4 protein-coding genes are annotated in these 2,436 nt (G+C 32.7%); all 4 read left to right on the forward strand.

The features are described from left to right. The coding region (locus tag ADJ83_RS24785; RefSeq protein ID WP_152910804.1) for a DUF1657 domain-containing protein at window positions 1-105 on the forward strand (105 nt) is incomplete at its 5' end. Window positions 106-728: 623 nt separating this feature from the next. Next, complete coding sequence (locus tag ADJ83_RS07885; protein WP_319020785.1) at window positions 729-1,229, forward strand: YitT family protein; 501 nt, start codon at window positions 729-731, stop codon at window positions 1,227-1,229. A 381-nt stretch (window positions 1,230-1,610) separates the two neighbouring features. After that, window positions 1,611-2,048, forward strand: coding sequence for a hypothetical protein (locus ADJ83_RS07890; protein ID WP_031538346.1), 438 nt, complete (start codon window positions 1,611-1,613; stop codon window positions 2,046-2,048). A gap of 113 nt (window positions 2,049-2,161) precedes the next feature. Then, the gene (locus tag ADJ83_RS24790) at window positions 2,162-2,416 is read left to right on the forward strand and encodes a YetF domain-containing protein (RefSeq protein WP_239687071.1); all 255 of its coding nucleotides are present in this window, start codon (window positions 2,162-2,164) and stop codon (window positions 2,414-2,416) included. The last annotated feature ends 20 nt before the right edge of the window (window positions 2,417-2,436 follow it).

The following is a 2,436-nucleotide window of genomic DNA, read 5'->3' on the forward strand; positions in this document are numbered from 1 at the left end:
TTTGCTCTTGGAACCGAATCAAAAGAAGCTAAGCAAATGTATAGTAAAAATAGTGAAAAACTACAAGAAGCTATTGTTAAAATGATGCCTATTTTAAAAGGATAATGGTTTATTTCGCTATCTTGGATGATCTTAAGACACATAACAAAAAAGTAGTACCATTTTTTTATATAATATCATTAAGTCGAATCTTGAAAATAAAATCTTTGGAAAAATATTTTTTTTAAATTGATTCGGGTATATGTATATATAGAAAGTTTTTCTTCAGCCGTTAAATTTAAAAACGCTAGGAAATTTTTTCAACTAAATATTCTGCTACAAATGATGTAAATACTCTAGAAGGAAGTCGTGATACCTATTCGTTAGTAGGGAAAGAGCAGAAGTATCAAAATCGTATTTATGTTATCGCCTAGTGTAAAATAAAGGGGAGTAAACTGGGAATGCACCTATATTGCAAAAAACATATATTATAATTGAATAAATTTAATGTCTATCTGCAAAAACTGCCTCACCTCGGGTAGTTTTTTGTATCATTAATAGACATTTTCCTTTAAACAGGGTTACTTGACCTACAAGGGCTAGGGTTATTAGTTATCGTTTTTTTGCGCTTATGTTGCGTCTACTTGCACTTCAGAAGTTATATTCAGTGAAGTAAAAGTTGTCTATAATGCTAACGTTTTGGGCATATACATAGAACACGTCCATTTAGACAGGAGAGTTCTTAATAAATGCCATATTTTTTGAAAGCAGTTGCTATTCTTGTAGGCAGCATGTCAATAGCGTTGGGAATAAATACTTTTTTATTACCAAACAAAGTTTTAGATGGCGGAATTATTGGCCTAGGTTTAATTATTAGTTATTTATTAAATACAAACGCCGGGTTCACGATAATGGTATTGAGCATCCCCATTTTTGCTCTAGCTTGGTTTAAGTATCGTTCATATTTTTTTAATAGTTTGCACGGTATGCTTTTATCATCATTTTTTATTGACCTTTTTCATAACGTTAATCAAGTTCCTATAAAATTTTCACCAATTCTTAGTTCATTTACAGGTGGTGTATTCATTGGTTTTGGCATTGGTCTTATGCTTCGCTTCGAGACAAGCACAGGTGGAACAGATTTATTAGCCCAGTACTTTTCTGAATTCATTAAAATTAATGTTGGGATCATCATTCTCATTATGGCTGTTTTTGTTATTTGTCTTGGGGGTTTATTCGTTTCAACATAAACTTTCTTTCTTTCGGCTATAACTATTTCATCTGGTGGAATAACTACAAGCCTTTGCACTTGGAATTTTAAAAGCAATGATTATTGACCAAGTAATTCCAATTAATAACAATTAGGCAACTGTCTAGTCATTGGACAATCGCGGAGCATATGATGAAATTGTTAATATCAAATAGGTAAAAATCATTAACAAGGATGCTTTAATAAAAGGTTTGTGTCATTTTGAATAATTTACTTTTGATAAGTCTATTATCAATTACCGGGGGCCACTTACCTTTTCATAACCAGAAGCATTAACGAAATTTACCTATTTGTATTTTTAAACATGTCGATTGTTTTTTGAATATTATGGATGAAAATTATGGTCGGGAGATGAAGAGGAATGGAAGAAGTAGAAGAAATACAATATCGTGAAGAGTTGCTGGAATGGTGTGATAACATTTATTTGCATTGGGAAAGAATGAAACCAAGGTTTTCAAAATTATTTGATTTGAAGACCTTAGAGGAATGGGAAGAGTCATGTCGTGGGTTGAAAGAAAAATTACAGATAGATACAGAAGCTGATCTTGATGAATATCACACAGCAAAAAACTTATATGAACAGTGGGAAATGTTGTATGGAGAATCAATAAGTGGTAAAGAAGACGTTAATTCCGATGTGAGGGAAGGTGTGGAGTTGTCCACTCAATCTGATCGCGAAATCGAATTGTCGGATCGGGAAAGTGATAAAGAGGACGAACTTATACAGGTGACAATTAATTTGGAAATACCGAGACAGGATTTAAGGAAAATTTTATTAGACTATAAAATGGAAGTCTAGCCATCCCAAATAGAGAGGGGTCAATGGCCTATTTGTAATTCGTATAGAGAAAACGCCAAACCCTAAGTTCAAGGTGTTGGCGTTTGTTCATTTTTTACTCTTTATAAATAGTTATTTACACAACACTATTATTAAATTCCAAGTATCAAAAACCAGACAAGCAAGATCTCAATCTTCCAGAAAGTCCAGTAGACCTCCCAACATCGTTAATTATAGATGGGGAAATTTTATGGGATAATTTACATGAACTCGGATTTGATCAACAGTGGTTAGATAACCAATTAACTACCAATGGATATGATAATGTAAAGCGTATACTTTACGCAGATTGGCGAGAGAGTGAAGGCATACATGTAAGTCCTAAATAAAATTTGTTAGGATAAGAGCA

Source organism: Bacillus sp. 522_BSPC (assembly GCF_001076885.1).
GTDB classification, from domain to species: Bacteria; Bacillota; Bacilli; order Bacillales; family Cytobacillaceae; genus Niallia; species Niallia hominis.